Source organism: Cylindrospermum stagnale PCC 7417, from assembly GCF_000317535.1.
Lineage (GTDB): Bacteria > Cyanobacteriota > Cyanobacteriia > Cyanobacteriales > Nostocaceae > Cylindrospermum > Cylindrospermum stagnale.
Genome location: NC_019757.1, coordinates 3,516,786 through 3,543,313, shown reverse-complemented (window position 1 = coordinate 3,543,313; position 26,528 = coordinate 3,516,786). Strand labels below are relative to the sequence as shown.

Annotated in this window: 22 protein-coding genes; 16 read left to right on the top strand and 6 right to left on the bottom strand. The window is 44.3% G+C overall.

Going from position 1 to position 26,528, the window contains the following annotated elements; all coding sequences use genetic code 11:
* The first annotated feature begins 26 nt into the window (after window positions 1-26).
* Entirely contained in the window at window positions 27-659 is a 633-nt protein-coding gene (locus tag CYLST_RS14670) for a retropepsin-like domain-containing protein (RefSeq protein ID WP_015208505.1), read from the top strand.
* Between the two features lie 79 nt (window positions 660-738).
* Here CYLST_RS14670 and CYLST_RS14665 read toward each other — a convergent pair whose 3' ends face one another.
* From CYLST_RS14665 to CYLST_RS14655, 3 genes are all read right to left on the bottom strand, one after another.
* Window positions 739-1,089, bottom strand: coding sequence for a DUF1257 domain-containing protein (locus CYLST_RS14665; RefSeq protein WP_015208504.1), 351 nt, complete (start codon window positions 1,087-1,089; stop codon window positions 739-741).
* 144 nt (window positions 1,090-1,233) lie between these two features.
* Window positions 1,234-2,745, bottom strand: coding sequence for a stress-responsive protein Ycf46 (ycf46, locus tag CYLST_RS14660; RefSeq protein ID WP_015208503.1), 1,512 nt, complete (start codon window positions 2,743-2,745; stop codon window positions 1,234-1,236).
* 95 nt (window positions 2,746-2,840) lie between these two features.
* Window positions 2,841-3,188, bottom strand: coding sequence for a slr0373 family blue light stress response protein (locus CYLST_RS14655; RefSeq protein ID WP_015208502.1), 348 nt, complete (start codon window positions 3,186-3,188; stop codon window positions 2,841-2,843).
* A gap of 254 nt (window positions 3,189-3,442) precedes the next feature.
* On the opposite strand from CYLST_RS14655, the gene CYLST_RS14650 reads away from it, so the two are divergent.
* The 3 genes from CYLST_RS14650 (at window position 3,443) to CYLST_RS14635 (ending at window position 7,075) form a co-directional block, all read left to right on the top strand.
* Window positions 3,443-3,961, top strand: a complete 519-nt coding sequence (locus tag CYLST_RS14650) for a hypothetical protein (RefSeq protein ID WP_015208501.1) — start codon at window positions 3,443-3,445, stop codon at window positions 3,959-3,961.
* Window positions 3,962-4,624: 663 nt separating this feature from the next.
* Window positions 4,625-5,779 carry an NAD-dependent epimerase/dehydratase family protein gene (locus CYLST_RS14640; RefSeq protein WP_015208500.1) on the top strand — a complete coding sequence of 385 codons (1,155 nt, stop codon included), beginning with the start codon at window positions 4,625-4,627 and terminating at the stop codon, window positions 5,777-5,779.
* Between the two features lie 162 nt (window positions 5,780-5,941).
* Window positions 5,942-7,075, top strand: coding sequence for a glycosyltransferase family 4 protein (locus CYLST_RS14635; protein ID WP_015208499.1), 1,134 nt, complete (start codon window positions 5,942-5,944; stop codon window positions 7,073-7,075).
* Window positions 7,076-7,507: 432 nt separating this feature from the next.
* On the opposite strand, the gene CYLST_RS14630 is transcribed toward CYLST_RS14635, so the two are convergent.
* Window positions 7,508-7,783: a DUF7219 family protein gene (locus CYLST_RS14630; protein ID WP_015208498.1), complete on the bottom strand. Its 276-nt coding sequence runs from the start codon at window positions 7,781-7,783 to the stop codon at window positions 7,508-7,510.
* 691 nt (window positions 7,784-8,474) lie between these two features.
* On the opposite strand from CYLST_RS14630, the gene purC reads away from it, so the two are divergent.
* From purC to CYLST_RS14595, 7 genes are all read left to right on the top strand, one after another.
* Complete coding sequence (purC, locus tag CYLST_RS14625) at window positions 8,475-9,212, top strand: phosphoribosylaminoimidazolesuccinocarboxamide synthase (RefSeq protein ID WP_015208497.1); 738 nt, start codon at window positions 8,475-8,477, stop codon at window positions 9,210-9,212.
* A 165-nt stretch (window positions 9,213-9,377) separates the two neighbouring features.
* Window positions 9,378-11,792 carry a BamA/TamA family outer membrane protein gene (locus tag CYLST_RS14620; RefSeq protein ID WP_015208496.1) on the top strand — a complete coding sequence of 805 codons (2,415 nt, stop codon included), beginning with the start codon at window positions 9,378-9,380 and terminating at the stop codon, window positions 11,790-11,792.
* Window positions 11,793-12,010: 218 nt separating this feature from the next.
* The gene (gene lpxC, locus CYLST_RS14615) at window positions 12,011-12,859 is read left to right on the top strand and encodes a UDP-3-O-acyl-N-acetylglucosamine deacetylase (RefSeq protein WP_015208495.1); all 849 of its coding nucleotides are present in this window, start codon (window positions 12,011-12,013) and stop codon (window positions 12,857-12,859) included.
* Window positions 12,860-12,930: 71 nt separating this feature from the next.
* Window positions 12,931-13,458 (top strand): 3-hydroxyacyl-ACP dehydratase FabZ, encoded by a 528-nt coding sequence (gene fabZ, locus CYLST_RS14610; RefSeq protein ID WP_015208494.1) that lies wholly within the window; start codon window positions 12,931-12,933, stop codon window positions 13,456-13,458.
* A 251-nt stretch (window positions 13,459-13,709) separates the two neighbouring features.
* On the top strand, window positions 13,710-14,528 hold the full coding sequence (gene lpxA, locus CYLST_RS14605; protein WP_041233662.1) for an acyl-ACP--UDP-N-acetylglucosamine O-acyltransferase: 819 nt from the start codon (window positions 13,710-13,712) through the stop codon (window positions 14,526-14,528).
* Window positions 14,529-14,610: 82 nt separating this feature from the next.
* Window positions 14,611-15,771 (top strand): lipid-A-disaccharide synthase, encoded by a 1,161-nt coding sequence (gene lpxB, locus CYLST_RS14600; RefSeq protein WP_015208492.1) that lies wholly within the window; start codon window positions 14,611-14,613, stop codon window positions 15,769-15,771.
* Window positions 15,726-17,126, top strand: a complete 1,401-nt coding sequence (locus tag CYLST_RS14595) for a DNA cytosine methyltransferase (RefSeq protein ID WP_015208491.1) — start codon at window positions 15,726-15,728, stop codon at window positions 17,124-17,126. The genes lpxB and CYLST_RS14595 overlap by 46 nt, the downstream gene beginning before the upstream one ends.
* Window positions 17,127-17,321: 195 nt before the next feature.
* Here CYLST_RS14595 and CYLST_RS14590 read toward each other — a convergent pair whose 3' ends face one another.
* The gene (locus CYLST_RS14590) at window positions 17,322-18,278 is read right to left on the bottom strand and encodes a hypothetical protein (protein WP_041233111.1); all 957 of its coding nucleotides are present in this window, start codon (window positions 18,276-18,278) and stop codon (window positions 17,322-17,324) included.
* 472 nt (window positions 18,279-18,750) lie between these two features.
* A complete protein-coding gene (locus CYLST_RS14585; protein WP_015208488.1) occupies window positions 18,751-19,590 on the bottom strand; it encodes a prohibitin family protein in 840 nt (279 codons plus the stop codon).
* 180 nt (window positions 19,591-19,770) lie between these two features.
* Between CYLST_RS14585 and nfi the strand changes: the two genes are divergently transcribed.
* The 5 genes from nfi to CYLST_RS14560 all read left to right on the top strand — a co-directional run bounded on the left by nfi (window position 19,771) and on the right by CYLST_RS14560 (window position 26,366).
* Complete coding sequence (gene nfi, locus CYLST_RS14580) at window positions 19,771-20,436, top strand: deoxyribonuclease V (RefSeq protein ID WP_015208487.1); 666 nt, start codon at window positions 19,771-19,773, stop codon at window positions 20,434-20,436.
* A 110-nt stretch (window positions 20,437-20,546) separates the two neighbouring features.
* The gene (locus CYLST_RS14575) at window positions 20,547-21,116 is read left to right on the top strand and encodes an FHA domain-containing protein (RefSeq protein ID WP_041233110.1); all 570 of its coding nucleotides are present in this window, start codon (window positions 20,547-20,549) and stop codon (window positions 21,114-21,116) included.
* A gap of 29 nt (window positions 21,117-21,145) precedes the next feature.
* Window positions 21,146-23,101, top strand: coding sequence for an FHA domain-containing protein (locus CYLST_RS14570; RefSeq protein WP_015208485.1), 1,956 nt, complete (start codon window positions 21,146-21,148; stop codon window positions 23,099-23,101).
* A gap of 149 nt (window positions 23,102-23,250) precedes the next feature.
* Window positions 23,251-25,110: an alpha-amylase family glycosyl hydrolase gene (locus tag CYLST_RS14565; protein WP_015208484.1), complete on the top strand. Its 1,860-nt coding sequence runs from the start codon at window positions 23,251-23,253 to the stop codon at window positions 25,108-25,110.
* Window positions 25,111-25,643: 533 nt separating this feature from the next.
* Window positions 25,644-26,366, top strand: coding sequence for a GDSL-type esterase/lipase family protein (locus tag CYLST_RS14560; protein WP_015208483.1), 723 nt, complete (start codon window positions 25,644-25,646; stop codon window positions 26,364-26,366).
* Window positions 26,367-26,528: the final 162 nt, after the last annotated feature.

Below are 26,528 nucleotides of genomic sequence, written 5' to 3'. Positions count from 1 at the left end.
GATCGGCTTGAGGAACGGTAACCAGGATGAACACAACACCTTCTAAAAGCGAAACTGATGAGATGCTCAAGTGGTTGAACCGCAACCGCCAGATGTTATTAGATTTATATAAAAATCAATATGTCGCTTACAATTCCAATGGAATAATTGCTCACACCGAGAACTTACGTGAAGTTTTAGAATTAGCAAATGCTGCAAAACAGCCTTTTTTAATTTACTTGGTTCCCCGCCGCACTGCTTCTGTAGAAATTTTACCAATTCGCTTTCGCACAGTTGCTCGCCATGATTGGCAGCCAAATTATAGTGTAAATTTAAAGCACAGAGATATAGAAATTTCTACAACAATGTTAGTAGATTCTGGCGCTGAATTGAGTTTAATTTCATTTAAAGTCGGACAAGATTTAGGCTATGCTTTAGCTGATGCAGAATCAAAGTTATTAGCTGAAACCATAGGTGGCAGAGTTGAATATGTTTTACGCAATGTGGAAATGACAATTGATGAACACAATTTTATTGCCCCTGTAGCATGGTTACAAACTAATACAGGTGGAGAACAGTTGCTTTTAGGGCGAGAAGTTGTATTTGATAAGTTTAATATTGAATTTAGGCAAGCTGATGAGCAAATTATTTTTACGCGGCGTGAAGATTTGCAGCCATAAATCCCAGCCTCATAAAAAAGCGGGCTAACCGCTATTACATGGTTAGCCCGTCGAGCTTTGGGAACGCGCAGAGAAATTATTATTGCAGTACCAACTTGACATTGGCGTTTTGCAGGCCGCGTTGTTTTACTTCAGCCAAAGTTTTGTTAACGGCATACTTTTGGTTGATGGAGTTAATCAACTCGGTTTGGTTGTGCTTTTTAGCAACGCCCCACAGGTCAGCGATGAGGTCAAAAGAACCATCGCTATTGCGAGACCAACCTAAATCATATTCGCCTTCCAATGTAGCAACGATGTCGGAACGTACGCGCTGACCGTTATAACCACGGACATCTGCTTCAGTCTTTACGCTAATACCTAAGTCGCGCAAAGAAGCTTTGAGGATTTCGGCATCGGTGATTTTGGTACGCAGAGTGCTAAAATGAGACATGTGGGTTTCCTCCAAAAGAGAAGAGTGAGAAAAACGACAACGGTTTCTTTTCGGCGAAGCCGCGCTTATGGGGGGCGGCTTTTTTTCAAAACTGCTAGCCTTGTCAGCTAGCCTTTCCCCTCTGGGATTAGCAGAGGAAAGCTTTTAAAACTCCATTCGCTGATATTCAGCAACGGAGGCTGCGGCGGGTCGTGCGCGCTGTCTGGCCCAGTCTCTAAGAGCTGTGACCTGTTCTTGCATCGTGCGAGACAGTGGCAGGGTCGCTTTCAGTGCAGCGATAATATCTAATTGGGTGAACTCCCGATCTTGGGCAAAAGCTTCATACATTGCCGCGACGATCGCTTGTTCAATTTCTGCTCCAGAAAAGCCGTCAGACATTTTTGCTAATTGCTCAAGGTCAAATCGAGCAATGTCTTCCCGGCGCTTGGTCAGGTGGATGTTGTAAATATCTTGCCGTTCTTCTGGAGTCGGCAGATCCACAAAGAAAATTTCGTCAAACCGACCTTTCCTTAAAAACTCCCCAGGTAATCGCTCTACACGGTTAGCCGTTGCCATTACAAACACTGGAGATTTCTTCTCTTGCATCCATGTGAGAAAAGAACCAAATATTCTACTGGAAGTTCCGCCATCAGAGTCGCCGGAACCTGCACTACCAGCAAAGGATTTGTCTAACTCATCGATAAACAGAATCGTTGGCGAAATTGATTCTGCTGTTTTTAGGGCGTTCCGCAGATTTGCTTCGCTTCGACCCACCATTGAGCCGTCGTATACTCGCCCCATATCCAAGCGCAGGATTGGTAAACCCCACAGCCGGGAAGTAGTTTTGGCAATTAGCGACTTACCACAACCGGGAACTCCCAGAATCAGCATCCCTTTTGGTTGAGGCAACCCGTACTCCCGCGCTTTTTCTGTAAAGGCGTTGGAGCGTTGCTTGAGCCATTTTTTTAACTCTTCTAAGCCGCCTACAGCATCAATGGTTTCATCTTCCTCGATGTACTCTAGGATGCCATTGCGCCGAATTAGCTGCTTCTTCTCAGATAAAACTATATCTACTTCATCTTCCGTCAAACGCCCTGTAGTTACCTGCGCCTTACGATATACTTTTTCAGCTTCGTCTTTAGTTAGACCCAAAGCTGCTCTTATAAGTTTTTCTCGCGCCTCTGTAGTCAATCGCCGACCGCGATTTTGCTCTAAATGGTGGGTTAAAACTTTATTCAACTCAGCCATGTCTGGCAATTGAAAGTCGAGGACGACAACTTCTTTTTCTAGTTCGATGGGAACTTGCTGCATGGGAGACATCAAAATGATGTTCTTTTGCATTCCCTTGAAACTGGCGATCGCATCCCGCAGCGATCTGGTTGTGGGCGGCGCATCAATAAATGGATGTAAATCTTTAAGAATAAATATACTGGGTTCTTTCTGCCTGATGATCCACTCAATCGCTGCCTCTGGAGACACGGTGTTGTGCTGGGTCACATTCCGGGGTTGACCGTACTCCACTATGCCGTGAGTAACTGTCCAAATGTATACTCGACGTAGGGGCTTCAATAATTGGGCGATGGTAGAAATTGCCTGCTCAGCCCGCTCTTCCTCGGAGGTCACAAGGTAGATTAGAGGGTATTGAGCTTGAATGAGTATATTGAGCTCTTCTTTCATATCTATCGACCTACACGAGACCTTATAACAGACAGTACAGCCATTACTTTTGGTAAAGACAACCGAACTATGAATTAGTCATTCATAATTCCTATCTAGCAAGGAACCAATTCTTCTTCACCCTTAGGATGGGTTTCACTTTGCTTCATCTCATCTATGGGAAGATGTTCTTGACCAATTACCCCTGGTTGGTTACCTAGGGTCAATAACTCCCCATCGCGCAAGACCAGTGAACTTTCACAAGTGGGACAAGAATAAACTCTATGAGTTCGACCGAGGGAAGAAGCTTCAACTTCTTCCACCAATTCTGAATTTGTGAGGTAGAAAAATAGGGCACGTTCCGCAAGTTCGGACATTGGTTCGGAATCGACTGCTGAACGAATCTTTAGTTTTTTGTGCAGTTCCGGCGACAAATACAAAGTGACCTTTTGCTTAGTTTGCATATAACTCTTTAACGGTCTTACCCGGGTATGTAACTAAGTTATCGACTTCTTTGTTTGTTGTCAAGATGGCAAAGCGTTTTGACAGCTATTTTGTTACATTTGTTAATAAAGTTTCCTTGACTGTTGTTTGCAGTTAGTGACATCGTCATCAACGTAAGTTATTTATGAAACGGTTGCCCAGTTTTTACCAAAGGGCGGTGGGATGGAATAAAAGCCGCCCCACTCTGTGATCTGTAAGTTTGGCAAAGGGTGTAATGATGTCTATTGCTGTTAAAACCTGTAGTTTGGGGCGAATAATTTATACTTTCGCCTTTGGTGTTGGCACAGCGATCGCCTTTTGGGGGTGTAGCACATCTAATTTCAGAGACTCTGACCTCGCATGGAAGACTTACAGCAATTCCCGTTATGGCTTTGAATTTCCATATCCCAGCAACTGGACTTCGTTGGCCACCCCAGAAAATAATGATGGTATTGCCTTAGTTTCACCAAATAACAACTCTGTAGAGATTCGAGGGTGGGCAGGTCATCAGTTACCAGGGTCGAGTACCCAGAACCGGGAAGGGATGAAAACAATCAACGAAAACTTTCAAACTGTCCAAGGAGTTTCTGGAGTGCTGGTTGTCGAAGTTGGTCAAAAAGTAAGTTTGATGAAACTGACACTAACTCAGGGTGAAGTGAAATACTACTGGCAGGGACAAAGCAACAGCCAAGAATTTCAAAATTACTATCGTTTGTTTTACTACATTGCTCAGCAATACAGAATTCGGGAATAGGTAATTGGGAAAAAGGTAATTGGAAAAACTATTAACTATCACGCGCCTCTCTCAGAATGATGATGGCGAGGGGGCAGAAACCTGGTAGATTTAGCTATCAGTGAGTAAAAACTTGTAAAGGTCAACAACCCACCACCAACCCTTTGGGCACAGTGGGGGCAAACGACTGCCCTAGTTGACCCGACTAAGTACCGTGCGTACTACGTTTAAGGCAAGAGTTCAAGACCTACCCTGGAATGCGTAGCCAGTTCCAGGCACTAGAACTGGGGGATTAAACAGGCTTAGAGGGTTAAGCTGGTGTCTTCTGGATAGTGAGATAGTTCGTTTCTGTCGCCTCGCGTCGGAATCTTCTATCGAACCCGCAAGGGTACCGACCTTAAACATTGTCCAGGCTAACATTACTGGCGTAGCAAGGCGATTCTCGGCAATACAGAGAAATGGGCAAGTACTACGCCTCTACTTACCCAACCCCGCAAGGGGCTTGTACTAGTCAAATCAATCACTATTTTATGCCTAACCAAAGATTTGTAAATTGTTCAACTGTCCCCTGCCTTGTTTTTGCTCACGCAAAAAAACAGTTAGGGGGCGTTCCACAATTTACCCTCCATTCCTCCCACCACCAAGCTGAGTACAGCTATGGTGGGGATCTCCTGGAGGGTTAAGATGAAAGTTCTGGTTATTGGTGGCGATGGGTATTGCGGTTGGGCAACCGCACTTTACCTTTCTAGTCGAGGTTATGAAGTTGGAATTTTAGATAGTTTGGTGCGACGGCACTGGGATAATGAACTGGGTGTCGAAACTCTTACCCCGATCGCACCAATTCAGCAACGCCTCCAGCGCTGGAAAGATTTAACAGGTAAATCTATTGACCTGTATATCGGTGATATTACTAATTACGAGTTTCTCACCAAAGCGCTGCACAAATTTCAGCCAAACGCCCTAGTACATTTTGGTGAACAGCGTTCGGCACCATTTTCCATGATTGACCGTGAACATGCAGTTCTGACCCAAGTGAATAATGTGGTCGGTACTTTGAACTTACTGTATGCGATCCGGGAAGATTTCCCAGACTGCCACTTGGTAAAGCTGGGGACAATGGGTGAATACGGTACACCCAATATCGATATTGAAGAAGGGTACATCACTATTGAACACAACGGGCGTAAGGATACCTTGCCTTATCCCAAACAGCCCGGTTCAATGTATCACTTAAGCAAAGTCCATGATAGCCATAATATCCACTTTGCTTGTCGGATTTGGGGATTGCGGGCTACAGACTTAAATCAAGGTATAGTTTACGGCGTCTTAACCGAAGAAACAGGGATGGACGAACTGTTAATTAACCGCCTTGATTATGATGGCGTGTTTGGTACAGCCCTCAACCGCTTTTGCATTCAAGCCGCCATTGGGCATCCCCTGACGGTTTATGGTAAGGGCGGACAAACCCGCGGATTTTTAGATATTCGGGATACGGTGAGATGTGTGGAATTGGCGATCGCGAATCCTGCCGCCTCCGGTGAATTTCGCGTATTTAACCAATTTACCGAACAATACAGCGTTGGCGACTTGGCAATGATGGTGAAAAACGCTGGAATTGCGATCGGACTGAATGTGGAAATCGATCACCTGGATAACCCCAGAGTTGAAAAAGAAGAACATTACTTCAACGCGAAAAACACCAAATTGCTTGATTTAGGTTTAAATCCCCACTATCTATCTGATTCTCTACTCGATTCTTTGTTGAACTTTGCCATCAAGTATCAAAAACGAGTTGATAACACACAAATTCTGCCCAAAGTCTCTTGGCACAGAAATTAGGGTCAGATATGCCTAAAATTGGTCGTCTTACTGAAGCAGAGTAGGGCGACCATTCAGTTTTGAGCATCCAGGCTTTGGGTTCCCAAAGGTGGACTTGCAGGGGCAGAGTCTAGCGAAAAGTCAGAAAAGCTGGGATGATCTGCCTGTACTGAATAGTTTTTTATGAGAATTGCCCTATTCACTGAAACCTTTTTGCCCAAGGTTGACGGCATTGTAACGCGCCTGCGCCACACTGTTGACCATCTACAACGCAATGGAGATCAAGTTTTGGTGATTGCCCCTGAAGGTGGCATCACTGAACACAAAGGAGCGAGAGTTTACGGCGTTACTGGCTTTCCCCTACCATTGTATCCAGAGTTAAAAATGGCATTGCCCCGCCCAGCCATTGGTTATGCCTTAGAAGAGTTTCAGCCAGATATTATTCATGTTGTGAATCCAGCAGTTTTGGGATTGTCCGGGATTTTTTATAGCAAAGTTCTGAAAATTCCCCTGGTGGCGTCCTATCATACCCATTTACCCCAATATCTCCAACATTACGGGTTGGGGATGCTAGAAGGGTTACTCTGGGAATTGCTCAAGGGTGCTCATAATCAAGCGGCATTAAATCTGTGTACCTCGACAGCAATGGTCGACGAATTAACGGCACATGGTATTGAACGAGTAGATTTGTGGCAGCGTGGGGTGGATACAGAGTTATTTCACCCGGATTTGGCTAGTGTAGAAATGCGATCGCGTTTGTCGGAAAATCATCCTGAAAGTCCCTTACTACTTTACGTCGGGCGTCTTTCTGCTGAAAAAGAAATTGAGCGCATCAAACCAATTTTAGAAGCCATCCCCGATTCCCGGTTGGCACTAGTAGGAGATGGTCCCCACCGTCAAGCACTGCAAAAACACTTCGCAGGTACAAACACCCATTTTGTAGGTTATCTCATGGGACAGGAGTTAGGATCTGCCTTTGCTAGCGCTGATGCCTTTATCTTTCCTTCCCGAACAGAGACGCTAGGATTAGTGCTGCTAGAAGCGATGGCTGGGGGATGTCCAGTCGTAGCATGCCGTTCTGGGGGAATACCTGATATTGTCACAGATGGGGTAAATGGATATCTGTTTGAGCCTACAGCAGATATCCAATTTGCGATCGCCGCTACTGTTAGTCTCTTACAGCACAAACAAGAACGAGCGATTATCCGTCAAAATGCTCGGAAGGAAGCAGAAAGTTGGGGATGGGCAGCTGCCACACGCCAGCTACAAAATTATTATCACAAGGTAATCTTTTCTGAACGAGTTTCTCAGTGCTGATGTGGTGCAAAAATTAGAGCACAGCACTAATCTTGCCGTCAATCCCCTGACTAGAGCGCAAGGATGTCACTATCTTGTTTTCTGATATCCGGTGCTATACAACCTTAACGGAAAACCTGGGAGCGGCTGAGGTGGTATCACTGCTTATTTAGGGCGCAACGTCCCAAGTGCGATCGCCTACTTTGAAGTTGCCAAACGCATCCAGCCCGCAGACCGAGCTGTTAATATCCACCTAGAGCGCCCTCGGAATTACCAACAGACACCACCTCTAGATTCCTGGGATGGTGTTTGGACAATGACTGCCAAATAGGCAATCGCTCACATGATTTGGGCAGAAAGCGGGGAAAATACAAGTTAAAAGGTAAAGTCCTTTTTTGATTTATGTTTACTTTTTATTTTTGAGGTTTGAATTCTACCCCTGCTCTCCTTGCTTCAGCCTTCAGCATCAGAGCTATCGTTTTGAAAGGGGTCTTCACCAATTTTCAGTTGTTTTTTCGTGCGTTTTAACTGCTTCCATAGCGCTTTTATTTGTTTATAAGCTTCATCTGGCGGCAGTTTTCCACCCGTTTCTAAGTTGCAGACGTAGCTAACTCGTTGGGCGAATTCCTGTAGATTGGCATTAAAAACCAAGTTTTCCGGTTTTATATGACCATAGTAGCGACCACGAGGGTAGAGAAAATCATCTTTGCTCACCATTTTTTTCTCCATTTATTCAAGCCCTCTCCTATTTTCATCTCTGAAGCTGAATCACTAGTCACCGTTGATTAGTCCTCATCTCTATTTATGTCAGATATGAATCAAATTATTCCACCCCATTGGTGACTTGGTTATGGGGGAATAAGTCAATTCCGGCTTTGACAAAAGATAATAAAGCTTGAAATCGTTGAACAGCAAGTATTACACACGAAAATTATGCCAAAGTTGCAACAGAGGTTACTTTACTTTTAGCCAAGTTACCAATTTATTTGATCTTATTCTATGATTCGGGAAATTTGGATTTTAATCAACTTCACCTGATCGGACAGTAAAATGTATTAATATATACCATTTTTTCAAGCTCAAAATTTTATTCCCGCAAAAACCTGACTAAATTAACTGTGAAAGAATATAGTTTTATGCAAGGTTTAACCAGAGCCAAAGAGAATTATTCTTGAACCGCTGGCGAGTGTATTTTTTGGTCATTGCCCACGGAGGACTTGCGGGAGATACAAGGCAAGGACTTGCAGGGTTTTGCTCTTCCCGTCATCTCTGAGGGAATTAAGAGAATCGTCACAGTTTAAAACCTGCTTGCGCCTTTGACCTCTAGACTGAAGTCAAGGGTTTTCAGGCAGATTTCTTATAAAATAGTTAAGCCTGTAACGACAACATCTGCCCATCGCCTAGGACTTTACCCGTAACCATGCCTGTTAATTCTAAGCTATACGAAGGCAAAGCGAAAATTCTCTACACAACGGACGATCCCGAAGTCTTGTTGGCTGATTTCAAAGACGATGCCACTGCATTTAACGCCCAAAAACGTGGCAGTATTAAGGAAAAAGGAACTATAAACTGTAGCATTTCCAGCAAGCTGTTTCAACAGTTGGAAGCTATTGGCATTAAGACTCACTTTATTGATAGTCCAGCCCCAAATCAAATGCGGGTGAGGGCGGTAAAAATTTTGCCCTTAGAAGTAGTTGTCAGAAATATTGCCGCTGGTAGTCTTTGTCAGCAGACAGGGCTACCACTGGGTACTGTACTCCAACCGCCTTTAGTAGAGTTCTATTACAAAAACGACCAATTGGGTGATCCTCTACTGACACGCGATCGCTTGTTCCTGCTCGCACTAGCCACTGTGGAACAAGTCGACACCATTACCCATCTAGCATTGCAAATCAACGATTTTCTCATCGGCTTCTGGCAGCGGTGTGGTATTACCCTAGTGGACTTCAAACTCGAATTTGGTTTGGACTCGCAACAGCAGGTGCTTTTGGCAGATGAAATTAGCCCTGACACCTGCCGATTATGGGATGCATCTGAAGGAGATCCTAACCGCCGGGTAATGGACAAAGACCGCTTCCGCCGTGATTTAGGAAATGTAGAGGATGCCTACCAGGAGGTTTTACGACGAGTGTTAAAAGTAGTAGAAGCTACAAATTAAACAGGTAAAAACTATAAAAAGTAAAAAGGCTTTCTTTTTAGTTTTGCCTTGTGCCTTGTACAGTAAAAAGGCAAAAGTAATAAACTATGTGTTTACTTTTACCTTTTGCCTGAGAGCATGATTGCCTTGTAATGGTGTGTGGTAGTGAAGAGGAATATAAATAAAATGCGTTTATCTCCCGGATTGATAGTAGCGGTAGCCATTGCAACCCCTTTGGGCGGCTCTCTGAGCGCAAATGCACAAACCGCTAACTCTTTCAAGCAGACAACAGAGGTTTTCACAACAGAAACAAATCAGCAGCCAGAAACAGATATCGGAAAAAGTCACGCTAGTGAAAGTCGAGAATCTCACCCCAAGCTAACAGCAGTAGTTGTGGAGACAGAGCCTTACCAGTCCCCAGTTGTCAAAGTCTCAACAGGTAACTCAGCAGCGATGGGGACGCCAGAGGTTATAGTCCCAACCTTGTCAACGCCAATAACCCCAACCTCGAACGCAGCCGCACTAGGGACAACAGAGGTGAAATTACCAACGGCGATCACCCCAATCACCCTAACCGCCAACACAACAGCACTAGGGACAACAGAGGTGAAATTACCAACGGCGATCGCCCCAATCACGGCACAAATCCCGCAAAGCACTCCAAACTCTACTCCTCAACCAACGCCTGCTCCAGATTCTCAGACTAATCCCACTCAAGAGGACATTAATCCACCAACAGCGCCACCTGTTTTTCCGACGACGCCCGAAGCGGCTGAACCCCGCGTGCTGGTGTCGGAAGTATTAGTCCAATCGGAAACAGGGCAAATTTCCTCGGAACTGGAAGACCAAGTTTACAAAGTAATTCGTACCCAACCAGGACAGACAACAACCCGCTCCCAACTACAAGAAGATATTAATGCCATCTTTGGTACAGGCTTTTTTGCCAACGTCCAAGCAGTGCCAGAAGATACACCATTGGGCGTGCGGGTGAGCTTTGTAGTACAGCCTAACCCCGTCCTGAGTAAGGTAGAGGTGCAAGCCAATCCTGGCACTGGTGTTGCCTCCGTACTCCCGAACAATACTGTAGATGAAATCTTTCGCGAACAGTACGGCAAAATCCTCAACTTGCGTGACTTGCAGGAAGGGGTGAAGCAGTTAACCAAGCGATATCAAGACCAAGGTTATGTGCTAGCGAACGTGATTGGAGCGCCGCAAGTCGCAGAAAATGGAGTTGTCACCCTCAAAGTAGCAGAAGGGGTTGTGGAGAACGTTAAAGTCCGCTTCCGCAATAAAGAGGGTCAGGAGGTAGACGACAAGGGAAACCCGATTCGGGGTCAGACGCGGGAGTATATTATTAAACGGGAATTGGAGTTAAAGCCAGGACAAGTATTCAACCGGAACCTAGTACAAAAAGACCTACAGCGCGTATTTGGACTTGGTCTATTTGAAGATGTAAACGTCTCTCTTGATCCTGGTACTGACCCCAGCAAGGTGGATGTAGTGGTGAATGTCGCTGAACGCAGCAGTGGCTCTATCGCCGCCGGGGCAGGGATTAGTTCTTCTAGTGGACTGTTTGGTACTGTTAGCTATCAGCAGCAAAACTTAGGGGGAAGAAACCAAAAACTGGGAGCCGAGGTACAAGTGGGACAACGGGAACTACTATTTGACCTCCGGTTTACAGATCCTTGGATAGCAGGAGACCCCTATCGGACTTCTTACACAGCCAATGTTTTCCGCCGTCGTTCAATTTCTTTAATTTTTGATGGCAAGGATAACGATATTGAGACTTTTGAAGCGGGTACAACAGAAGGCGATCGCCCCCGCATTACCCGTCTCGGTGGTGGTGTCACCTTTACCCGTCCCCTTTCCGCCAATCCCTACAAAGAATCTGAATGGACTGCTTCAGCTGGCTTGCAGTATCAAAGAGTTTCTACCCGTGATGCCGATGGCGATATTAGAAAAGAGGGAACAATCTTCACAAATGGAGTACCAGGAGAACTCATTCCCCTAAGCCAATCGGGGAAAGGTGAAGATGATTTGCTACTATTCCAACTAGGGGCACAGCGCGATCGCCGTAACAACCCCTTGCAACCAACCAGCGGTTCTTACCTCCGCTTAGGAGTCGATCAGTCAGTGCCCATAGGAACAGGTAATATTCTCCTGACTAGATTACGGGGTAACTACAGCCAATATTTCCCCGTAAAATTTATCGGGAAAAAACCACAAACCCTAGCCTTTAACTTGCAAGGGGGCACTGTCCTCGGTGATTTACCTCCCTACGAAGCCTTCACCATTGGTGGTAGCAATTCTGTACGGGGCTATGAAGAAGGAGGATTAGGCAGTGGACGCAGTTATGTGCAAGCATCTGTTGAGTATCGCTTCCCTGTCTTCTCCGTAGTCAGCGGCGCACTATTTTTTGATATTGGTAGTGACCTAGGAACTAGTACCAAAACAGCCGAAGTGTTGAACAAAAACGGTAGTGGCTACGGATATGGTCTCGGTGTGCGCGTGCAGTCCCCGCTTGGGCCAATTCGCATAGACTACGGACTTAACGACGATGGCGACAGCCGCATTAATTTTGGTATTGGCGAAAGGTTTTAAGTTAGTCATTAGTCAGAACGCTTCTCCTTGAGACGCTGCGCGAACGCTTTGTACTCTTGACTTTTGACTAATCTATTTTCTTATTGACTTGCTAATTTTTACTTTTGCCCTAATACTATTCCCATAAAGGGATTAGTGACATTTTTGAGGGTAGATCAGGGTTTTTACCAAAAACTGAACATGAACAATACTAACCTTAATATCTTGAATTTCCACCTATGCAACAGCACACCTTAGCTGCGGAAATCACCCAAACAGGCGTGGGACTGCATAGCGGTGTGAGTACCCACGTACGGATACTACCAGCCTACGTGGGAAGTGGGCGCTACTTTGTGCGGGTGGATTTGCCAGACTTGCCAATTATTCCCGCCCAAGTCACGGCGGTTAGTCAGACTGTTCTATCAACTCAGTTGGGTAAAGGTGAGGTCTGCGTTCGTACAGTGGAGCATTTGTTGGCGGCCCTGGTAGGGATGGGTGTGGATAACGCTCGCATTGAAATCGATGGGCCAGAAGTGCCGCTTTTAGACGGTTCAGCAATGCTTTGGACAGACAGCATCGCCCAAGTTGGCTTAGTTTCACAACCAGTCACCAGTGACAAAGTACCTTTGGCTATTCAGCAGCCTTTATGGGTCTATCAAGGTGATGCTTTTGCCTGCGCCCTCCCAGCACCAGAAACCCGCTTTAGCTATGGTATTGACTTTGAGTTATCCGCTATTGGTAATCAATGGCACAGTTGGTCACTAACTGGCGATTTAGAAAATACCTCTGCTAGCTTTGCTGCGTCCATTGCTCCCGCTCGTACTTTTGGTTTACTGCACCAAATTGAATATCTGCAACAGTCAGGATTAATCAAAGGTGGCAGTTTGGATAATGCACTCATTTGTGGGAATGAAGGTTGGTTAAATCCGCCATTAAGATTTGCAAATGAGCCAGTACGTCATAAAATCTTGGATTTAGTAGGAGATTTGAGTTTATTGGGAACTTTCCCCCTAGCTCATTTCATAATGTATAAGGCTAGTCACAATTTACACATTCAACTAGCCCAAAAGATTTTAGATTCGATCTAAAATTTAATATCCTGTAGCAGTTTCAACACCAGCCTACTCAATTTCCAGATTGCAAATCAACTACACTACCAATGTCAATTCCCACTGCCAATTCCATCGACGAGACTACACCAGAATCTACTACACCTCAGGGAAATAATGAAAATACGCTTATATCTGAAATTAAAACGACTTTCACATCTGAAGAAATTCAGCAACTCCTACCCCACCGATACCCTTTTTTACTTGTAGACCGGGTTATTGATTACGTACCCGGTAAACGAGCGGTGGGTATTAAAAATGTCACATTCAATGAACCCCATTTTCAAGGGCATTTTCCAGGACGTCCACTAATGCCGGGAGTGCTAATTGTCGAAGCAATGGCACAAGTCGGGGGTATAGTCATGATCCAAATGCCTGATAGTGAAGGTGGACTGTTCGTTTTTGCCGGAATCGATAAAGTCCGCTTCCGTCGCCAAGTGGTACCGGGAGATCAGCTAGTGATGACCGTGGAACTGTTGTGGATAAAACAACGTCGTTTCAGTAAAATTCGAGCTCGCGCCGAAGTTGATGGTCAGCTAGCTGCTGAAGGCGAACTTATGTTTTCTCTAGTTAGCTAATAATTAATTTGCTTGCGTGGTGTGGGCATAGCCGTGAAGTAGCCCAACCGATGGACTGCCAAAACATAGCAGTAAAACCAACAAGCCACAAGAGCATTTGATAATTTCTTGATTTTCGACGCCCTCACACGCTCACTTACTTTGCCCGACACTTTCGGACACTGAATATTTAATACACAGCAATGCCAGTCGCCTCAACTCACGCTATGAGCACGGCACTGGCCCCTCAAGACAGTTCTGGAGATTCACCCTTGAAGACGCTTATTCATCCAACTGCTGTAATTCATCCTAACTCGGAAGTCCATCCAACAGTGCAAGTCGGTGCCTATGCTGTGATTGGAGCGCATGTCAAAATCGGCTCTGAAACTGTAATTGGTGCTCACGTCGTGCTAGAAGGCCCGTGTGAAATTGGGGCGCGAAATCAGATTTTTCCGGGTGCAGCTATCGGCATGGAACCCCAGGATCTCAAATATGTGGGAGAACCTACCTGGGTCAAAATTGGCAACAATAATTTGATTCGTGAGTACGTTACCATTAACCGCGCTACTGGCGGCGGTGAAGCGACTGTAATTGGTGACGGTAACTTGTTGATGGCTTATGTCCATGTGGGCCATAACTGCGTGATTGAAGACTCTGTGGTAATTGCCAACTCTGTGGCGTTGGCGGGTCATGTTCACATAGAGTCACGCGCTAGACTGAGTGGGGTTTTAGGTGTCCATCAATTTGTACATATCGGTGGTATGGCAATGGTGGGAGGTATGGCACGCATTGACCGGGATGTGCCCCCATACATGCTAGTGGAGGGAAATCCGGCGCTGATTAGAACCCTCAACTTGGTGGGACTTAAACGCTCTGGTATGGACTCAGGGGACTTCCAAATTCTGAAAAAAGCTTTCCGCATTCTCTACCGCTCTAACTTAACTTTTAAGCAAGCTTTGGAAGAACTGGAACAGCTAGGGGATACCACAGAATTACAGCATCTGCGTCGCTTTCTGCTACTATCCCAAATGCCAGGAAGGCGTGGTTTGGTTCCCGGAAAGGGGAAAAAAGGTGTAAGTGATGAGTCTTGAATTATGAGTTATGAATGTTGAATTGATTTACTATTCTTCATTCGTCATTACCTATTCCTTATTTTCTATTTTCTGTGAGTAAATGCGGATATTTATCAGCACTGGCGAAGTTTCTGGCGATTTGCAAGGGTCGCTACTAATTACAGCGCTACAGCGTCAAGCTGTAGCTGCTGGATTAGAGTTAGAGATTGTGGCTCTAGGTGGTGACAAAATGGCAGAGGCGGGGGCAACCATTTTGGGTCATACTAGTGGTATTGGTTCAATGGGTCTGATCGAATCCCTGCCTTATATTTTGCCAACTCTCCAAGTACAACGAGTGGCGATCGCATCCCTAAAGCAAAATCCCCCTGATTTAGTGGTACTAATTGACTATATGGGGCCAAATATTGGTATTGGCAACTATATGCGACGGCATTTGCCCCAAGTGCCTGTGGCCTATTACATCGCGCCTCAAGAGTGGGTTTGGTCGATGAATGTAGATAACACTACCCGCATTGTCAGTTTTACAGACAAGTTGTTGGCAATCTTTCCCGAAGAAGCCCGTTATTATCAAAAAAATGGCGCTAATGTTAGTTGGGTGGGACATCCTCTTGTTGACCGGATGGAGAAAGCTCCCAGTCGTCAAGCAGCCCGCGCTCAATTGGGAATTGAGCCAGACCAAATGGCGATCGCTCTTTTGCCCGCTTCTCGCCACCAAGAAATAAAATATTTATTACCAGTAATTTTCCAAGCTGCCCAAACTATTCAAAGTAAATTACCTGAAGTTCATTTTTGGATTCCCCTATCTTTAGAAATCTACAGACAGCCAATTGAGGAGGCGATCCAGCATTACGGTCTACGAGCTACAGTGATATTAGATCAACAAAAAGAAGTTTTTGCCGCTGTTGATTTTGCCATTACTAAATCTGGTACTGTCAACTTAGAACTGGCTCTGTTCAATGTGCCCCAAGTCGTAGTTTACCGCCTAAGCCCAATTACGGCTTGGTTTGCCCGTAACATCCTCAAAGGTTCTATTCCCTTTGCCTCACCGCCCAATTTAGTACTGATGAGGCCAATTGTGCCAGAGTTCTTACAAGAGCAAGCCACACCAGAAAATATTACCCAAGCGGCAATGGAATTGCTACTCAATCCCAGTCGGAGAGAGCAAACGTTGGCAGATTATCAGGAAATGCGGCAGTGTTTGGGAGAAGTAGGAGTATGCGATCGCGCCGCCCAGGAAATTCTGCAAATGCTACCCAGTTAGAGCCTTTAGATTTGCAGTTGGGAAAAGGCACAAATTTATCACGACGAAATAATGCTCAGAAAAGACCAATAGCCGTCGATTTATTTGCCGGCGCTGGGGGAATGACTCTCGGTTTTGAGCAAGCGGGTTTTGATGTATTAGCATCTGTTGAAATCGACCCAATTCATTGTGCAACCCACCAATTTAATTTTCCATTTTGGAAGATTTTTTGTAAAAGTATTGTAGAAATTACCAGCGAAGAAATTAGAAGTTTCTCTGATATTGGCGAGCAAGAAATTGATGTCGTATTTGGTGGACCACCATGTCAAGGTTTTTCCTTAATAGGTAAACGGAATTTGGATGATCCGCGAAACGGTTTAGTTGATCATTATATCCGTTTAGTTCTAGAGTTACAACCCAAGTTTGTAGTTTTAGAAAACGTTAAAGGGATGACTGTAGGAAAACACCAGGAGTTTATTTTAGAAATCATTTATAAATTTGAAGAAAACGGTTATCAAGTTCTCAAAAATTACAAAATTTTAAATGCAGCAGAATATGGAGTACCTCAAAATCGTGAGCGATTATTTTTGTTGGCTTGTCGTCAAGATTTAGAATTACCAAATTATCCTTTACCAACTTCTAAACCTGCTAAAAAAAAGATAGCTAAAAGTAATAACCTCCCATTAAGCCCTACAGTTAGCAAAGCTTTTCAAGGACTGCCTGTCATTGAAAATTATTCAGAACTATATGAACAAGACTGGGTAGTTGCAGATTTTGGTCACCCAAGCAATTATGTGAAAAAAATTAATAATATTTACTTTAAATCCAATAACTATTCTTATCAACGTCAATCTAATTCTAGAATCCTCACATCTAGTTTAAGAACATTCCATACTGAAGAATCAATTAAAAGATTCGCGTCTACTTTACCTGGTAAAATAGAACCTATCAGCCGCTTACATAAACTTGACCCTAAAGGTATTTGTAATACACTTAGAGCGGGAACTGCTAGTAATAGAGGCTCATTTACTTCTCCTCGGCCGATTCACCCAGATATTCCCAGATGTATCACTGTCAGGGAAGCTGCGCGTTTACATTCTTATCCAGACTGGTTTAGATTTCATGTGACAAAATGGCATGGTTTTCGCCAAATTGGTAATTCTGTGCCACCGTTATTAGCTAAAGCGATAGCATCAGAAATTATCAAAGTTCTGCATATATCACCATCTAAGCCTAAAAATATTCAAGATTTGGGTGATGATAATTTGTTAAAGTTGAATATGTCTCAAGCGGCTAAAAATTACGGCGTTAACGCAGATATTATTGAGCCGAGAATCCGAAGCATCAAAGAAAAAATCCTAATAGAGACTTTATAGCGCTAGATTTAGCTAGACATTATGCCAATAAACCCAGTTCCTCCGTCCGTTTTATCTAGTAAAAACCCCCTGTAGTCAGGGGGATATCAACTTCTCGGAGGGCATCTATTTATAGATTTATCACCCCATCTCGGCAAGATTATGCAATGTAAGTAAGCATATTTTATCGGTGGCACGTCGTCATCATTACCATCTCTATCGCGCATACGAAGTTCCAACCGGCAACCCCTGCACATATGATCCATAGGTGAGTACATTGTACTGACTATTAGCAGCAATCTCCCAACCCGTGAAATTATCATTTCCTGCTACGTGATAGCTGCCCGCGCCTTGAACGTTCCAAGAAACAACAGGCTGTGCTGCGAAGACTGAGTCGGAATCTACGTCCAGGAGATTATTCGTTCGCGCCATTGTGGAAGTGAGCGGAATAACGGGATTAGAAAGAGCGATATAGTTAGTGCTGTCCCGACAGTCTACGCGAACCCACTGCTGATTGCCCCAGATACTAGTTCCGGGAATAGGGTTGCTCACTTCACACCGCCCTTTGAGTAAATTTTGCGGACTGTATGGATTACATACCGGGGAATTTGCCCCATTTTCGCTTGTGCAGCGAGAAAGAGGAATCCATGCCTCCCATCGAGTAAATCCATATTCACGGGTAAAAAAGAATCGCTCAATAGCATTATTCTGCCGGGTCAGATCATAATTAGCCACGTGATAGGTAACGATTGATTGCAACTGCTTTCCTGATTCAAATGAAATAGCCGTTGGAGAATGCCAGATATCTTGAACGGAATTGTCCGTCACTTGGCTTACGGATTGGTAAACTCCGTTAACTGTATTAGCTGCAATACACGGAGACGGCGGAGCGGGATCTAGCCTAGTGAGTATTATGTTGTGAAGCTTGCTTCCAGCACCGCCACCCGGTGCAAAGAATATCCATCCATTTGTTCGCTGGACTGAATTAAGAGCGAACTTTTGCTCGTAGCAACCAGGGTCTGACGTTCTAATTGCCGAAATATATGATCCAGAAGTGTCGATTAAATCATAGCCGTCGCGCGACTGGAGAAAGTTGTATTGAAAAGATGGATTAAAGTTACCCTGCATGTTTTTGGAGACCACGATTTTCAGGACTCCATCAGTTCCTGGCACGGGGTAGCTAAAAAGCGCCTGATAGGTCGCGTTTTCGTTTGCTGTATCCTTGTCTGTAATCAGATAAGGAACCTTTTCACCTATCTGAATATTCCTGTGGTCAGAGCAAACCGCAGGGTCTCCGAGAACCGGATAGTCTCAAGCGTCCACACACACATCTTGAATTAAGTAGTCTAGAGCTTGATTGCCAGAGTTAATTTCGGCATTAAGAGTATTAACTAATTGTTGGTTTCCGTACGCATTAGCACTAAATAAAAATCCTACTGCTATTGAGCTAGAAATTACGCTTATAGCAGACGACATTTTCCGCAACATAATGAATTCTCCAGTGTTGAAGCTCGGTGTATCTCACTGACTGTCCTAAACTATGCAGAGGACACAGAGAGAAAAAATAAAAATTTTCATGGGTGATTCAGGGCTACTATAACATGGGCAAAATAGAAAATTATTACCCCTGCTACATTACCAAAAACTAATTTTTCTTTTCGGCACTGGCTAAATTATCAGGATTAATATTAATCAATGGTACGGCGCCATTACCACCCATTACCATTGGAAAGCGCCCATCCCATTTTTCTATTGCTTGCTTTTGCAATAAATCTGGTGTTAAAGTTAGCCGCTGTAATCTTTGTGCTTCAGCTTGACCTTTAGCTCGGTTGACATCTGCTTGAGCTTCTTGAGTAGCTTTTTGAGCAATAAATCCTGCTTGTTTTGCTTCTTGTTCAGCTATTTGTTTAGATTCAATTGCTTTAGCAAACTCTGGAGAAAAGGCAAAATTTACTAGTGAAACATCATCAACTATCAACCCGTAAGCTGCTAACCTGGTTTTGAGATTCTTATCAATTTCTTCTTTGAGTTCCGTTCTCTTGGTGATGATTTCTTCTGCTGTTTGTTTTGAGGTTGCTGCTTTCAAAACCTCAGATACAGCAGGGGTAATTATTCCTGTAATGATTTGTTCTTGATCTCCAACTCTTTGAAAAACCTTATTTACCTCGATTGGATCAATGTGCCAGTTGACAGCGAGTTCTGTTGTGATTTTTTGGAGGTCTTTGGAAGCAGCATCAGAATTAAAGCTATTTTGTTTTACACGCACACTGAGTTTTTTAACCGATGTGACAATGGGCATAATTGGGTGGATGCCTTCATCTAAAACTTGATCCTGGACTTTGCCAAATTTCATGATTACGCCCCGTTCCCCAGCGTTAACTATAGTAAAGGGACGGAGAAATATTGCAAATATTAACAATATTCCCCCGACGATATAAAAACTGAACTGAAAATTATTGCCAAAATTTATGCTGGTGTTACGCATGTTTAGATTTTTGTAAGTAAGCTATAGTTAACCGATTGCTAATATTGGGCAAACTACAAATAAATTTAGTATTTGTATGTTAGCAAAGGGTTACATTGTCTTTAAAATTAAAGATATCTGTAGCTACACAGTTACCAGCAACCATTTCGGAACCGAATTTTTTTAATTCCCAATTTAAACATGAAAATTTATCAACCTCATGCTTGGCCCTCGACACTACAGGAAGCCATAGCTATCCAAGAAAGCCTGCAAACACAGGTAATCACCACAGATCAACTGAAAGAACCTGTCCAGTATGTTGCCGGTGTGGATATGGGTTTTCTCGAAGATGGTACAGTTAGCCGTGCAGCTGTAGCAGTGCTGAGTTTTCCCGATTTGCAAGTGGTGGAGACAAGCCTAGCATACCGTCCCACAACTTTTCCCTACATTCCTGGTTTCCTGTCCTTTCGGGAAATCCCCGCTGTTCTCGATGCTTTAGAAAAAATTAAAATTACACCACATATTATTCTGTGTGATGGTCAGGGAATTGCTCATCCCCGCAGATTTGGGATAGCTTGCCATCTAGGTTTGTTGCTGGATATGCCGACAATTGGCGTAGCAAAATCGTTGCTAATTGGCAAGCATGAGGAATTACCAGATACGAAAGGTAGCTGGCAACCGTTGATACATCAAGGTGACAAGATTGGGGCAGTTTTACGGACGCGCACGGGGGTGAAACCTGTGTATGTCTCTAGTGGCCATCGAATCAGCCTACCGACGGCGATTGATTACGTATTGCGCTGCACGCTAAAATATCGCCTGCCAGAAACTACGCGTATTGCTGATAGATTAGCGTCTGCGAGATAATTATTTTTTGAAGTTTCTTCTCAAGACTTGCTGGCCACTGCTCAATCGTGTTAGGAATCGCACAGACAGGAGTTGAAGTAGCTAAACACGATTTACCTATAGTTAGAAGAATGAACGCACTAACTTTACAGTGGCACGATGCAGGTCAAAATAAAATACAGAATATATACGAACAACAGCCAAGCAAAAATCTTGGCACTGTCCGCATCGGTCGTGATCCACGACAGTGCGATATTGTTGTGACTAACCCGACTGTATCTGGTCTGCATGTGGAAATCTTTTTTCACAACCAACAGCAATGCTTTTATATTAGAAATTTGCGATCGCCAAATCCCCCCCTTGTAGATGGAAAGCAACTAGTCCAAGGTGAAATACCTCTTAGTGAGGGCAGCTTAATCTATTTAGGACAAATGAAACTCCAAGTTACTGCTGTGACCATCAACAGCATTCCGGCAACAATTTTGACACCACCGTCACCCGCAGCCCAGATTCAGCCGCAAATAAATCTAGGACATCACCACCATCAACAGTCATCCCCAACACATCCGCGAGGAGTTTATGCCTTAGAGTGTCCCAGATGTCATAAAGTTTCCCCGGCTGAAAATCTGCAAATAGGCTGTACTTGGTGTGGTACATCTTTAGCAGCAGCAGCCAGTGTACTGGTAGCACCCAGTAATTGAGTGCTGAAAACCAATGACCTGTTTGACCAATGACTAACCAAATTCAATTAAGTTGGGAAGATCCAGCAACCGGAGAACGGCGAGAACCAAATTTGAGTGTGCCGATCGCATTTGGCCGAGAATTCGCCCGTTTACCCGTTGAACTCAGGGGACAGCGTGTTTCGCGAATGCTGCTGAATAGTAACGAAGTCTCTCGCTATCATGCCCTAATTGACTGGGAACAAAATCAGCCGATAGTGATTGATCAAGGTAGTGTTAATGGTGTAGTTGTCAACGGTCAACGGCAAACGCGCAGTGTTTTGGCTAATGGCGATACGTTACAAATTGGCCCCTACATAATCATGGTGACGTTTGGTGTCAACGCCGCCACACAAGCCATTAGCCCTCCCTCAATAATTCAGTTTAACCCCAATACCAATCTCCCAGACCCCAGTTTAGCGCCAGCCCGTCCAGCAACGCCCCTAGGCGGCAATTTTCCCCCACCAGCATTTCAGGCAGAAAATGTCTCTGTACAAGTGCTTCATGCTACAGGCTTACCCGTGGATGAATGTGATTATCTCGCAATTGGGGCGGGACTTGGTAGTTTTGTCTGGGTTGATTTACTGCGAATTAGTGGCGTCCGTGCTGACAAGATTTTGGCTATGGGATTAGAGGCGGAACCTTATGCACGTTATAAGCGCCTTTGTCTAAATTCGCAAATTCCCTTACAGGAAAGATTGCGCTCTAATTCTGACTCCTGTCCTGATAATATTTGGGGCTGGCCTAGTTATGCCTTGCGGGAATCTTGGCGTGATTTCACGAAAGGTCAGATGAACTCAGCGTTTAAGTATTTGTGGCAAGTTTTTTCTGAGCCAACTTTTATCGAAACTTATACACCCCGTGCAGCTAACGTTTTTGATTCCATAGATCGAGAGGCGCAGCGCATTGGCTGGAATCAAATTTATCGTTATGGGCGAGTTAGATCAATTCGCAAAACTGATGATGGTAGGTATTGTGTCGCCTATTCTCGTCAGGGAGGCGGAAATCATGCTTTTGTCGTTACTCGTTATTTACATTTAGCTACCGGGTATCCAGCAATTCAATTTCTCCCAGATTTGCAGGCTTATCGCGAAAAATATCAAGATTTTAAGACCGTTGTCAATGCTTATGAAACGCACGATCATGTTTATCAACAATTAGAGGCACAGGGTGGGACTGTATTGATTCGGGGGCGGGGTATTGTGGCTTCGCGAATTTTCCAGCGGATTTATCAGGCTAGACAACAAAACCGCCAGATTACAGTTTTGCATTTAATGCGATCGCCTAAACCCCAAGGCAACAAATTTCAAAAAGCCCAACGTCTAGTCAAAAATCATTACGAATTTCAACCCTTCAACTGGCCAAAAGCCTGTTGGGGTGGTGAACTCCGGGCAATGTTAGAAAAAGCAACTCCCGAAGAACGCAAAAGCTTACTAGCAGACTGGGGCGGCACAACTACAGCAGACCGTCAAGACTGGCAACGCATCACCGAACAAGGTTTAAAAGAAGGCTGGTATCAAATTGCTTTTGGTGAGGTCTTAGGAGTAGAACGAGATGCCCAAAACCGCACAATTACCCGTATCCAAGAAAAAGGTTTTGGGGAAATGAATCTAGCCGCTGACTTTATTATTGATGCCACCGGACTAGATGCCAAAGTAGATGCCAGTCCCCTACTGTTAGACTTAGTCAAACATTACAACCTACCCCTAAATTATCTAGGGCGGTTAGTAGTAGCAAACAATTTTGAATTAGCAGAAATGCGTAGTGGTAAAGGGCAGATGTATGCAGCCGGGGCAATTACTCTCGGTGGCCCCTATGCAGCCGTTGATAGTTTCCTCGGCTTGCAGTATGCCGCCCTAGTCGCCGTCGATGGACTCGCCACCGCCCGTGCGCCAGGAGTCCAGCGTTTAAATGTTATAAGTTCCTTTGGGCAGTGGTTGAAGTGGGCGTTAAATCAGTCACCTTAGGAAATACCAAGGAATAAATCATCCCGTAGGACAGGCATGCAAGCCTTGTCTGTCCATCTAAATCCCTCTGGGGATTCATGAAAACAGGAATTAGTTTCTTCAAAAATTGATAGTGCTGATTCTAGTTTTTTATCAATGTGTAAGTCCTCATGGCTAAAGTTGAAGAATTTGCACCCCGAAAACTCTCCGAAGCCGACCTAAAACCGCGCGGGAGGGTTCAACTGAGTCCTGTTAGTTGGCGAGACCAATTTTTGTACCAGCTAATACCAGATAGATTTAGTGATGATAATGAAGCTGAACGGGAACTTTTTGACCCCACCAACCCTTTAAGATACAAGGTTAAACACAAAGCAGACTGGATGGCAGCAGGTACAAAGTTTGTCGGTGGCACTCTCAGGGGAATTAAGAATAAATTAGACTACTTGCAACGCCTAGGCGTAACAACGCTGTTGATTAACCCACCTTGGCGACAACGTCCTGAACTAGAAACCTACCACGGCTACGGTATTCAAAACTTTTTGGATATTGACCCCCGCTTTGGGACTCGCCAAGATTTAAGAGATTTGATCGATGCTGCCCACGATCGCCTGATGTATGTCATCTTGGATGTAATCTACAACCGTAGTGGTAATAACTGGTTCTACAAAGATGAAAACGATGGTAGTCCCAGAAACACCATGCCTTACCGCGAATCGCCTCCCTATCCCGTTCATGGTTGGTGTTCTAGCCAAGGCGAAAGTATCCCTGAAATCACCAGCCTTGACAATGGCGTTTGGCCAGAGGAATTTCAAAATCTCAACTGGTACACCCGTTCTGGAGAAATTGCCACTTGGGACTTTTCATATTGGGAAGATCCTCTCAGTCCCTATGCAAAATTTCGGCGTGGTGACTTCTACGATCTCAAAGACCTGAACCTAGACAACAATGAAGTAATTGCGGCTCTAGCAAAAGTTTATCAGTATTGGATTGCTCTCTCTGACTGTGATGGCTTTCGGATAGATGCAGTCAAATATGTTTCTCCCGAACATTCCCGTAAATTCTGTACTGCAATTCGCGAATACGCCCAATCCATCAGTAAGGATAACTTTTTACTCACAGGAGAGATAACTGCCGATAGTATGGCTGGCGCATACATTGACGTTATTGGCCGTAACCTTAGCGCTAGACTAGACATTATGCAAGCCCCTAATGAATTGGCGGCAATGGCGAAGGGATTAGTACATCCCAAAAAGTTTTTCGATTTGTATGGCGAAAATAATCTTGCAGGCCAATATCGGCAAATAGGGCTGTATCATATCTCCGTTTTGGATGATCATGATATGGTCTACCACCCCACCAAGCAGCGGTTTGCCGCCCACAGCGATGTCCCTAACCTCTACCAACAGGTTGCCCATGTTGTCGGTGTGCAATTAACTATGCCGGGAATTCCTGCTATATATTATGGAACGGAACAGGCTTTTGATGGCAATGAAGCTGATCACGACTACAACGTAGAAGGTGGTCGTTTTGCTGAAGATAGATACATCAGAGAGGCCATGTTCGGTGGTGCTTTTGGCGCATTTCAAACAGCAGGCTGTCATTTTTTCAATCCAGACCATCCTACCTATTTGCGGATTTCTGCGATCGCACGCCTACGCAACAATCACGATAAAATTGGCAAAGCCCTGCGCCGTGGACATCACTATTTGCGCGAAACATCCTTTTGTAACTACCCATTCTCGATTCCCGGACAAGGAGAATTGGTTGCTTGGTCACAGATTTTATTTGACACAGAAGTTTTGATGGTGTTGAACACTCATGGTTTAGAAAACCGGGGTGCAGAGGTGACAGTGGATTCTTCCATACATCCAAACGGCTCAACAATGACTTTTTTATATAAAAGTGATTGGAATGATACAGAGTTACGTTATCCACCGGAAAACCAAACTGTACCCGTACAACATCACAATGATGGTCGGGCATCTGTGAGGATTGATTTACCTGCCTCTGGAATGGCGATTTTGGTGTAATTCGGGAAAATTTAGCTAAAACCAACAGAAGCCTCACCTATGACACGTTCGCGTAGCATGCGGTCGGCATAGTGCAGCTTGGGATGAATTTTGGGGCAATGACGAATTGACCCCTTGATTCTTGGAAAAATTTATCTAATTTTTCATGAATCCAAGGAGGGATTTTGCTCTGGACAAAATTCGGCTATACTGCCTGAAACCCTTATTGGACTGACGTTTGACAAAATTTATGCTTGTTTCAAAGTCCGACGTTTGGCGATGCTTCCAGCACGCCTCTTTGGACATCGCACCTGCCGAATGTCGGATAAAAATCTTACCTACTACCCAACTGCAATCATACTAATTTTAAAGTATAAAATTGAACTTAATTTAAATATACCATTCGCCAAAACTTAAGTAATTTAACTTAAAAATATTAATTAGTGTAATTAATCGCCACAAAAAATAGCTACTTAAGAAAAACATAAAGATACGCATTAATGGTATAGAAATGTATAGAATCTTGTAAAGATATAAAATATAGTCTTTATCAAATGCAAACATTTTTAGCTTCTTCCTCAATGCAGCTGTCTACCCCACCAAACCAATGTCAGCCTTTGAAGATTATCGCTCTGGGAGATAGCTTAGTGTATGGATTTGGCGACCCGGAAAAGGGAGGCTGGGTTGAGCAATTGCGGCGGTGGTGGATGCTACCGGATAGTGCTGGTCATGTACTCTATAATTTGGGTGTGCGGGGCGATCGCACCCAGCAAGTCGCCCAAAGGCTAGAAGTTGAATTTCGCCATCGGGGCGAACTGCGAAACCGCGTCCCCGACTTGATTATTTTGTCAGTTGGCGTTAATGATTCAGCCCGGTTAGCTCGTGCTGATGGCAGAAACTACACCGATTTTGCTGTGTTTGAATCAGAAATCGCTTCTCTACTAGAACAAGCACAGCAACTCTGCCCCGTGCTATTTGTCGGCATGGTACCTGTAGATGAAGCCAAAATGCCTTTTCTAGATTGCTTCCACTTCAATCATGCTGATCAGTACCGCTACAAAGAAGCAACTCGAATTGCTTGCCATAAAAGGCAGATACCCTATCTGGATATTTTCGATCAATGGATGGAACGCGGTCAAGCTTGGCGGCACAAACACTTGAGCGAAGATGGTCTCCACCCCAATACCCTAGGCTATCAAGCGTTGTTAGAAGACGTGATCAATTGGCAAGCTATCTCCACTTACCATGCAAAATTTGATTACCAGCTAAAGCCATAGTGCTGAGTCAGAATCCATACTCTTTTAATCACCAATTTTTATGTATTGCCCAGCCTTACGGAAAATGTCACAATGCTGATGGATTTTTAAATATAGGTGGTTGTAAATTCGCTTGAAAACCCCTTGATAAAAACTCTAATTCCGCTCCTGGTATTTAAGGAT

What these genes read in the sequence shown, in the direction of transcription:
- CYLST_RS14635 (WP_015208499.1), top strand. Translation starts at nt 5,942, where the DNA reads ATGAGAATTGCCCTATTCACTGAAACCTTTTTGCCCAAGGTTGACGGC.
- CYLST_RS14665 (WP_015208504.1), bottom strand. Translation starts at nt 1,089, where the DNA reads ATGTCTCATTTTAGCACTCTGCGTACCAAAATCACCGATGCCGAAATC.
- CYLST_RS14620 (WP_015208496.1), top strand. Translation starts at nt 9,378, where the DNA reads ATGCGTTTATCTCCCGGATTGATAGTAGCGGTAGCCATTGCAACCCCT.
- nfi (WP_015208487.1), top strand. Translation starts at nt 19,771, where the DNA reads ATGAAAATTTATCAACCTCATGCTTGGCCCTCGACACTACAGGAAGCC.
- CYLST_RS14570 (WP_015208485.1), top strand. Translation starts at nt 21,146, where the DNA reads ATGACTAACCAAATTCAATTAAGTTGGGAAGATCCAGCAACCGGAGAA.
- CYLST_RS14640 (WP_015208500.1), top strand. Translation starts at nt 4,625, where the DNA reads ATGAAAGTTCTGGTTATTGGTGGCGATGGGTATTGCGGTTGGGCAACC.
- CYLST_RS14565 (WP_015208484.1), top strand. Translation starts at nt 23,251, where the DNA reads ATGGCTAAAGTTGAAGAATTTGCACCCCGAAAACTCTCCGAAGCCGAC.
- CYLST_RS14670 (WP_015208505.1), top strand. Translation starts at nt 27, where the DNA reads ATGAACACAACACCTTCTAAAAGCGAAACTGATGAGATGCTCAAGTGG.
- purC (WP_015208497.1), top strand. Translation starts at nt 8,475, where the DNA reads ATGCCTGTTAATTCTAAGCTATACGAAGGCAAAGCGAAAATTCTCTAC.
- CYLST_RS14630 (WP_015208498.1), bottom strand. Translation starts at nt 7,783, where the DNA reads ATGGAGAAAAAAATGGTGAGCAAAGATGATTTTCTCTACCCTCGTGGT.
- CYLST_RS14560 (WP_015208483.1), top strand. Translation starts at nt 25,644, where the DNA reads ATGCAAACATTTTTAGCTTCTTCCTCAATGCAGCTGTCTACCCCACCA.
- lpxC (WP_015208495.1), top strand. Translation starts at nt 12,011, where the DNA reads ATGCAACAGCACACCTTAGCTGCGGAAATCACCCAAACAGGCGTGGGA.
- fabZ (WP_015208494.1), top strand. Translation starts at nt 12,931, where the DNA reads ATGTCAATTCCCACTGCCAATTCCATCGACGAGACTACACCAGAATCT.
- ycf46 (WP_015208503.1), bottom strand. Translation starts at nt 2,745, where the DNA reads ATGAAAGAAGAGCTCAATATACTCATTCAAGCTCAATACCCTCTAATC.
- CYLST_RS14650 (WP_015208501.1), top strand. Translation starts at nt 3,443, where the DNA reads ATGATGTCTATTGCTGTTAAAACCTGTAGTTTGGGGCGAATAATTTAT.
- lpxB (WP_015208492.1), top strand. Translation starts at nt 14,611, where the DNA reads ATGCGGATATTTATCAGCACTGGCGAAGTTTCTGGCGATTTGCAAGGG.
- CYLST_RS14585 (WP_015208488.1), bottom strand. Translation starts at nt 19,590, where the DNA reads ATGCGTAACACCAGCATAAATTTTGGCAATAATTTTCAGTTCAGTTTT.
- CYLST_RS14575 (WP_041233110.1), top strand. Translation starts at nt 20,547, where the DNA reads ATGAACGCACTAACTTTACAGTGGCACGATGCAGGTCAAAATAAAATA.
- CYLST_RS14595 (WP_015208491.1), top strand. Translation starts at nt 15,726, where the DNA reads ATGCGATCGCGCCGCCCAGGAAATTCTGCAAATGCTACCCAGTTAGAG.
- CYLST_RS14655 (WP_015208502.1), bottom strand. Translation starts at nt 3,188, where the DNA reads ATGCAAACTAAGCAAAAGGTCACTTTGTATTTGTCGCCGGAACTGCAC.